General features: G+C 54.3%; 6 protein-coding genes and 1 pseudogene. 5 read left to right on the top strand and 2 right to left on the bottom strand.

What is annotated here, in order from left to right; translation table 11 throughout:
• Positions 1 to 98: 98 nt before the first annotated feature.
• Positions 99 to 1,715: pseudogene (locus T260_RS129550) on the top strand (AAA family ATPase); the annotation flags it as partial.
• A 227-nt stretch (positions 1,716 to 1,942) separates the two neighbouring features.
• Here the strand turns inward: T260_RS129550 and T260_RS129555 are convergent.
• A complete protein-coding gene (locus tag T260_RS129555) occupies positions 1,943 to 2,131 on the bottom strand; it encodes a YjzD family protein (RefSeq protein ID WP_025039308.1) in 189 nt (62 codons plus the stop codon).
• A gap of 133 nt (positions 2,132 to 2,264) precedes the next feature.
• Here T260_RS129555 and T260_RS129560 point away from each other — a divergent pair, with 133 nt between their 5' ends.
• Positions 2,265 to 3,005 carry an alpha/beta fold hydrolase gene (locus tag T260_RS129560; RefSeq protein ID WP_014195165.1) on the top strand — a complete coding sequence of 247 codons (741 nt, stop codon included), beginning with the start codon at positions 2,265 to 2,267 and terminating at the stop codon, positions 3,003 to 3,005.
• A 34-nt stretch (positions 3,006 to 3,039) separates the two neighbouring features.
• Here the strand turns inward: T260_RS129560 and T260_RS129565 are convergent, their stop codons facing one another.
• Entirely contained in the window at positions 3,040 to 3,291 is a 252-nt protein-coding gene (locus tag T260_RS129565; RefSeq protein ID WP_014195166.1) for a hypothetical protein, read from the bottom strand.
• A 258-nt stretch (positions 3,292 to 3,549) separates the two neighbouring features.
• Here T260_RS129565 and T260_RS129570 point away from each other — a divergent pair, with 258 nt between their 5' ends.
• From T260_RS129570 to T260_RS129580, 3 genes are all read left to right on the top strand, one after another.
• Positions 3,550 to 4,482, top strand: coding sequence for a beta-ketoacyl-ACP synthase III (locus tag T260_RS129570; RefSeq protein WP_014195167.1), 933 nt, complete (start codon positions 3,550 to 3,552; stop codon positions 4,480 to 4,482).
• Positions 4,483 to 4,522: 40 nt separating this feature from the next.
• A complete protein-coding gene (gene fabF / locus T260_RS129575) occupies positions 4,523 to 5,761 on the top strand; it encodes a beta-ketoacyl-ACP synthase II (protein WP_014195168.1) in 1,239 nt (412 codons plus the stop codon).
• Between the two features lie 144 nt (positions 5,762 to 5,905).
• Positions 5,906 to 6,709, top strand: coding sequence for a DUF2268 domain-containing putative Zn-dependent protease (locus T260_RS129580; RefSeq protein ID WP_011230307.1), 804 nt, complete (start codon positions 5,906 to 5,908; stop codon positions 6,707 to 6,709).
• Positions 6,710 to 6,775: the final 66 nt, after the last annotated feature.

Here is a 6,775-nt window from a genome sequence, read left to right as displayed (position 1 = left end):
AAGTGAATGGCGTGTTGAAAGGATTGCTCGGTACGTTTAAAAAATGAAACCGCGTCATGGCGCGACGGTCGAGCGCGCTTGAAAAAGGGGCCGAAAACGAAAAAGACCCGGCGCTCGAGCGCCGCTTCCAACAAGTGCTTGTCCAAGAGCCGAGTGTCGAGGACACGATTTCGATTTTGCGCGGATTGAAAGAACGGTATGAAGTGCACCATGGAGTGAAAATCCACGATCGCGCGCTCGTCGCGGCCGCCGTTTTGTCCGACCGTTACATCTCTGACCGCTTTTTGCCTGACAAAGCGATCGATTTGGTCGATGAAGCGTGCGCGACGATCCGGACGGAAATGGAATCGATGCCGTCGGAGCTGGACGAAGTGATGCGCCGCGTCATGCAGCTTGAAATTGAAGAGGCGGCCTTAAGCAAAGAAACGGATGAAGCGAGCCGCGAGCGGCTTGCGGCATTGCAAAAAGAACTTGCCGATTTGCGTGAAAAGGCGAACGCCATGAAAGCGCAATGGCAAAAAGAAAAAGAGGCGCTTGACCGCGTCCGCCGTTTGCGCGAGGCGCTCGAGCGGGCAAAACGCGAACTGGAAGAGGCGGAAAACGAGTATGATTTAAACAAGGCGGCGGAGCTTCGCCATGGCCGCATTCCGCAGTTGGAAAAGCAACTCAAACAGCTCGAGCAAGAAATCAGTGAGCAAAGTGAAGGGAAATTGCTGCGCGAGGAAGTGACGGAAGAAGAGATTGCCGAAATCGTGTCACGCTGGACTGGCATTCCGCTCACCCGCCTCGTCGAGGGAGAGAGGGAAAAGCTGCTTCGCCTTCATGAATTGCTGCATAGACGGGTCATCGGTCAAGACGAAGCGGTCGAGCTTGTCGCTGACGCCGTCTTGCGGGCGCGGGCCGGCATGAAAGACCCGAACCGCCCGATCGGATCGTTTTTGTTCCTCGGACCGACCGGCGTCGGCAAAACGGAACTGGCCAAAGCGCTCGCCGAGGCGCTGTTTGACAGTGAGGAGCAGCTCATCCGTCTTGACATGTCCGAGTATATGGAAAAACACGCCGTCTCCCGCTTGATCGGAGCGCCGCCCGGCTATGTCGGCTATGAGGAAGGCGGCCAGCTGACCGAGGCAGTGCGGCGCAAGCCGTATTCCGTTCTGTTGTTCGATGAAATCGAAAAAGCTCATCCGGAAGTGTTCAACATCCTGCTGCAGCTGCTGGATGACGGACGGCTCACCGATTCGCAAGGGCGGACGGTCGACTTTAAAAACACGGTCGTCATTATGACATCGAACATCGGATCGCCGCTGTTGTTAGAAAACAAACATGGCGACATCGATGAAGAAACGCGCGAACAAGTGTTCGAACAACTGCGCGCCCATTTCCGCCCAGAATTTTTAAACCGGATCGACGATATCGTCTTATTTAAGCCATTGTCGATGAATGAAGTGAAAGGCATCGTCGAAAAGTTCGCCCGCGAGCTGTCGGCCCGTTTGGCCGATCGGCATATCGAACTCGTGCTGACCGAAGCGGCGAAGCAATACATCGCCGAAGCGGGCTTCGACCCAGTATACGGCGCCCGCCCGCTCAAACGGTTTATGCAAAAGCAAATCGAAACGCCGCTTGCGAAAGAGCTGATCGCTGGGCGGGTGAAAGATTACAGCACCGTCACGGTCGATGTTGACAACGGGCAGATCGCCATTCGTCCGTCGGCGTAAACGAGCTGAAGGGGGCGCCGACGACGCGGAGAGACGTGCTTCTTGTCTGCCGGGGTTGGTCGCATTGTTTGAGCATGGGCGGAAAACACAAGCCCAGATCAATATGGATGGAATGCTCCTCCACTTACCCTATATAGGTGTTGAAGCGGGAGGATTCTCGGTTAAAGATGACAAAAAACAACGCCTTGGGACTTTCACCCCAAGGCGTTGTCTTATGAAGCGAATGATCAATGATGGTGATCCCCGGCCGGCTCGTCCGGAATCAAGGCTGCAATCACGAAGACTAAGATCGTCACGATCACGCCAAGCAAGGCGCCGGTTGCGAAATCATAGCCGATCCCTTGCATCGAGCCCATGACGTACGTTGCCATTTGCACGAGCAAAAACGTCCAAAAAAACGTCCAAAACAAGCGCATCTTTGTTCCTCCCATCTTCTCGTCATTCCTTTTCTTATCTTATCACAATTTGTCACGTAGGCATATACCCGGACGTTTTTTTTGGCCGCGCATATCGTATACTGTACCATTATGCATTGCCAAACAAGGGTGAATGGAAACGATGGCAGGACAACGGCGGTTTTTTCAACTCGATGAGCAATGGTGCATCGTTCACGTGCCGGAGCGCCCAAATGGGTTTGCCCTTTTTTTAATGGGCGACGGCGACCATTTTGTGAACGAACAGACGAGTTTTTGGCTCGAGCATCCGGGGCGGCGCCAATGGCTGGAAGATTGGTTGGAACGTGGGTATACGGTCTTTTCGTCCCATTTGTACGGCCGGCATTGGGGAAGTCCGAAAGCGGTCCGGCTGGCGCGCCAACTCATTTACTCGGTGTTGAAAAGCGAAATTGTGAACCAGCGCATCTATATCGTTGCCGAAGGAATGGGCGCGCTCGTTGCCTTGCAACTGCTTGGCGCCATGCCAAGTCAAATCCGCGCCGTCGCCATGATCAACCCTTGCCTTGATGTTCGCGCCCAGCTTGACTATGAACAGGAACATCCATTCGTGTACCGGCGGATGGTGAGGGAAATCGCGACTGCCTATGGCTTGAAAGAAGAGGAGGTGCCCGAGGCTGTTCCGTCCCTCTTTCTCAGTCCTCATGACGTTCCGGTGACGATTTGGCAGCTGGCCGGAGTGAGCCCGTATCCATCCGCCTTGCATAGCCGTAAATATGAACAATGGATGAAAACGACAAACAACCGGGTGCGCGTCGTTTACGAGCTGCCGGAGAAACGGCGCCAACTGGCTCGGCAAATCGGGCAATTTTTCTGCCAATACAATGAACTCCCGTAAACGACAAGGGCAGACGCATCGACCGGTGCGTCTGCTATTTTTTCAATAAGTCGACGAGCGAGGTGATCTTTTTCACGAGCGGTTTTAATTGTTGCAATGAGTCGGCTAGCGTATTGACGTTTTCAAACAGCTTCATGAAATCGATGTTCGGCAGTAAAGGCGGTTCTGCCCCGCTCCCTTGATCTTCGCGCTCGCCGGTTGCGCGAGAAGGAAAAGATCCGAACATTAGGCGGGAAAAACGGTCTTGCCGTTCGCGATGTTGTTCTTGTGCTTCGCCGTTGGCCATGGGCGATCCTCCCTTTCATGCGATGGTTGCTCGTATTTGTATTGTATGGCAGAAGGGAAAAAGCGGTTTGGACAAATGCCTTAGGGGTACGGAAAGCGCTGGTTCAACTTTCGTTTTCTATTGCGCATCCACGCTCTTTCGGCTAAAATTAGTACCAAGTAATAATAATTGGTGATGTAGACTGATTGTACATTCAAGTTTGGTTGTCAGCGTGAGCGTTTTTTTGCCATTTTGGGAAAGAAAGAGGAGATGAATGATATGGGAGCAGGAATTATCGGGGTCGGCCGCTATGTGCCGGAAAAAGTGTTGACCAACTTTGATTTGGAAAAAATGATGGATACATCGGATGAATGGATCCGGACGCGCACCGGGATCGAGGAGCGCCGCATCGCTCCGGATGACATCGATACGTCCCATATGGCGTATTTTGCCGCAGAAAGGGCGCTTCAAGACGCTGGCATGGAGGCGAAGGATATTGATCTCATTTTAGTTGCCACCGTCACTCCGGACCGTCCGTTTCCGTCGGTCGCTTGCATGCTGCAAGAGCGGCTTGGCGCCGTCAACGCCGCTGCGCTTGATATCAGCGCTGCCTGCGCGGGGTTTATGTACGGGATGGTCACGGCCGCCCAATTTATTGACACAGGCGCCTACAAGTATATATTAGTAGTGGGGGCAGACAAACTATCGAAAATCACCGATTGGACCGACCGCAACACGGCGGTGCTGTTCGGCGACGGCGCCGGAGCGGTCGTCATGGGTCCGGTGTCGCCCGGGCGCGGGATTTTATCTTTCGAGTTGGGAGCTGACGGAACAGGAGGAAAACATTTATACAAAGACGAATATATCGTCATGAACGGCCGTGAAGTATTCAAGTTCGCCGTCCGACAAATGGGAGAATCAAGCGTGCGTGTGCTTGAAAAAGCCGGGCTCACGAAAGACGATGTCGACTTTCTCATTCCGCATCAAGCGAACATTCGCATCGTCGAAGCGGCCAGACAGCGGCTCGAGCTGCCAGAAGAGAAAATATCGACAACCATCCGTCGATATGGCAACACGTCGGCCGCATCCATTCCGATTTCGCTTGTAGAAGAGTTGGAAGCGGGCAAAATCCATGACGATGATCTCATCATTATGGTCGGATTCGGCGGCGGGCTGACGTGGGGCGCGATCGCTTTGCGCTGGGGCCGTTAACGGCACGTATATTATCGAAATAAAAGGAGAGACGGAAACGATGGAAAAAAGACGAGTCGTCGTGACAGGCATAGGCGCCGTCACCCCGCTTGGGAATGACGCAGAAACGACGTGGAAAAACATTATCGCCGGCCAGTCCGGCATCGACATTGTCACCCGCGTCAATCCGGACGACTTTCCGGCGAAAGTGGCGGCGGAAGTGAAAGACTTCGATCCGTCGCTGTTTATCGACCGCCGCGAGGCGCGGAAGATGGACCGATTTACCCAATTCGCCGTCGCTGCGGCGCTCATGGCGGTCAAAGATGCCAATCTCGACATTAATGAAAGCAACGCTGAACGGGTCGGTGTTTGGATTGGTTCTGGCATCGGCGGCATGGAGACGTTTGAACAGCAGTTTGAGATTTTCCAGCAGCGCGGTTATCGCCGAGTGAGCCCGTTTTTCGTGCCAATGATGATCCCGGATATGGCCGCTGGGCAAGTATCGATCATCCTCGGAGCGAAAGGGATCAATTCGTGCACGGTGACCGCTTGCGCGACCGGGGCGAACTCGATCGGTGATGCGTTTAAAGTCATTCAGCGCGGCGACGCCGATGTCATGATCACCGGCGGGACGGAAGCGCCGATTACGAAAATGTCGTTCGCCGGTTTTTGCGCCAATACGGCTCTTTCAACCAATCCAGATCCAAAAACGGCGAGCCGCCCATTTGACAAAAACCGCGACGGTTTCGTCATGGGTGAGGGAGCAGGCATCGTTGTTCTTGAGGAATTGGAGCACGCGCTGCGCCGCGGCGCGAAGATTTACGCAGAAATTGTCGGTTACGGTGCGACCGCCGATGCGTACCATATCACCGCGCCGGCTCCGGGCGGCGAAGGCGGCGTGCGGGCGATGCGCCAAGCGCTTCATGACGCTGGCCTGGAGCCGGAGGAGATCGATTACATCAACGCCCACGGCACGAGCACCGAGTACAATGATAAGTATGAGACGGCGGCGATCAAAGAAGTATTCGGCGATCATGCCTATAAGCTCGCCGTCAGCTCGACGAAGTCGATGACTGGGCATTTGCTCGGGGCGACCGGCGCGGTGGAAGCGATTTTCTCCGTGCTGGCGATCCGCGACGGCATCATTCCGCCGACGATCAACTACGAAACACCGGATCCGGAATGCGACCTCGACTATGTGCCGAATGAAGCGCGCAAGCAAGACGTGCGTGCGGTCTTAAGCAACTCATTTGGATTTGGCGGCCATAATGCGACATTGATTTTTAAAAAATATGTGTAATGGATGAAAAGGAGAGCCTTGGTTGAGCAGAGCTGAAAACGCGTGACTAACGGCGGGTTCGGTTCAGCGTCAGGCTCTCTTTTTTGTTTTGTTTCACCGTCTTTTCCCTGCCGACATAACGTAAGAGAAAAGGAGGGAAAAGCGATGGGATTGCTTCCGACCGATCGATGGCTTGAAGAGGATGAAGGCGATCCGCTCCGGTTGTGCGCACGGTTGGCGCCGCTTTTTGGCAAGATGCCGGCGCGTGAGATTTACAGCTATTTACGGCTGTATGGCATGTACCGAAGCACTCGGCAGGCCGAGCGGCTTTTGCCGGAGATGAAAGAGCGCCGTCTTTGGGAACGTCTTGGCCGTTTGTATGAACGGCAACGGGGGATATGGAAGGGACCGGACGTTCCGGTATTTTTGCTGCCGGCCGATGACGAAAACCGGAAGCTTGTGCGCGAATTCCAAGGAAAAGGCGGGGTGGCGTTTGCTGATAAATTGTTTTTCTTCTTGCTGCCGGATCATGGCGACGAGGAGATCGCCGCGTTGGTGGCGCATGAATACAACCATGTATGCCGTCTCAAGCAGTTGCCGAACGAAGGCGAAGATGCGACGTTGCTGGATGCAGTCGTTATGGAAGGATTGGCGGAGCATGCCGTCGCCGAGACAGTCGGCGTCAAGCAGTGTGCGGGATGGACGAAGTATTACACCGATCGGGAGATGGAACGGTTTTGGCGGCGTTATATTGTCCCGAACCAACATTTGCCCGTTTCGCATCCGCATACTTCCCGCATTTTGTACGGGCTTGGATGGCATCCGAAAATGGGGGGCTATGCCGTTGGGTATGCCATCATCCGTCGTTGCCTAGAAAGAGGCTATTCGCTCGCCCAATTGATGAAGATGGAAGCGAAAGACATCGCGGAGTTGGCGGGCTTTTCAGGCAAACAGCAAGGAGCGTCTTAGCTCGAAACCGCATGGCGACCGCCGCTGTCCGGTTATCACAAGAATCTTAGGGGCATCGGGCGCAAA

It is taken from the genome of Geobacillus thermopakistaniensis, from assembly GCF_000498995.1.
Classification (GTDB): Bacteria; Bacillota; Bacilli; order Bacillales; family Anoxybacillaceae; genus Geobacillus; species Geobacillus thermoleovorans.
The sequence above is the reverse complement of the archived record's forward strand: the minus strand, read 5'-3'. Positions and strand labels throughout refer to the sequence as shown.

Excerpts from the sequence above, each read along its gene's own strand:
- T260_RS129580 (WP_011230307.1), top strand. The coding sequence starts at position 5,906 with ATGGGATTGCTTCCGACCGATCGATGGCTTGAAGAGGATGAAGGCGAT.
- fabF (WP_014195168.1), top strand. The coding sequence starts at position 4,523 with ATGGAAAAAAGACGAGTCGTCGTGACAGGCATAGGCGCCGTCACCCCG.
- T260_RS129565 (WP_014195166.1), bottom strand. The coding sequence starts at position 3,291 with ATGGCCAACGGCGAAGCACAAGAACAACATCGCGAACGGCAAGACCGT.
- T260_RS129555 (WP_025039308.1), bottom strand. The coding sequence starts at position 2,131 with ATGCGCTTGTTTTGGACGTTTTTTTGGACGTTTTTGCTCGTGCAAATG.
- T260_RS129560 (WP_014195165.1), top strand. The coding sequence starts at position 2,265 with ATGGAAACGATGGCAGGACAACGGCGGTTTTTTCAACTCGATGAGCAA.
- T260_RS129570 (WP_014195167.1), top strand. The coding sequence starts at position 3,550 with ATGGGAGCAGGAATTATCGGGGTCGGCCGCTATGTGCCGGAAAAAGTG.